Origin of the sequence: Facilibium subflavum, assembly GCF_003574485.1 — a bacterium.
In the GTDB taxonomy this organism is placed as follows: Bacteria; Pseudomonadota; Gammaproteobacteria; order Francisellales; family Francisellaceae; genus Facilibium; species Facilibium subflavum.
This window is the reverse complement of record NZ_QLIT01000386.1, coordinates 1-610: the sequence shown is the minus strand read 5'-3', so window position 1 is coordinate 610 and position 610 is coordinate 1. Positions and strand designations below refer to the sequence as shown.

General features: G+C 36.4%; 1 protein-coding gene. It reads right to left on the bottom strand.

The features are described 5' to 3' along the window. The coding region (locus DNK84_RS14085) for a carbamoyl phosphate synthase preATP-grasp domain-containing protein (protein ID WP_456236422.1) at positions 1-610 on the bottom strand (610 nt) is incomplete at both ends.

The following is a 610-nucleotide window of genomic DNA, read 5'->3' as shown; positions in this document are numbered from 1 at the left end:
CCCTGCCACAAATACACGATCGCCACCATCAGCAAGAGCATCAACATCTAGTTCAATGGCATTTTCTAGGAATTTATCAATCAAGATAGGCCCTTCAAGAATACATTTAGCATTTTTATTAATATAAGAGTTTAGCTCTTCTTGAGAGTGGACAATTTCCATAGCTCTACCACCGAGTACATTAGATGGTCTGACAACTACAGGATAGCCAACTTTGCTAATATTTTTCTTTAGCTCATTAATAGTATATGCAATAGTGTTTAGAGGTTGTTTTAGGCCAACGTTATCTAGTAGTTCTTTAAATCTTTCTCTATCCTCTGCTAGGTCGATTTTATCAGGGTCTGTACCTAGTATTGGGATATTATTTTCATGAAGAGCAGATACTAGTTTTAGTGGGGTTTGGCCACCGAACTGTACGATTACACCAAGTACTTCACCTTTACGCATCTCATTTTTGATAATGTTTAAAACATTCTCAGCACATAGAGGTTCAAAGTATAATTTATCAGAAGTATCATAATCTGTAGAAACTGTCTCTGGGTTACAGTTGATCATGATTGTCTCGATACCTTCTTCTTTAAGCGATTTTGCTGCATGAACACTAGCATAA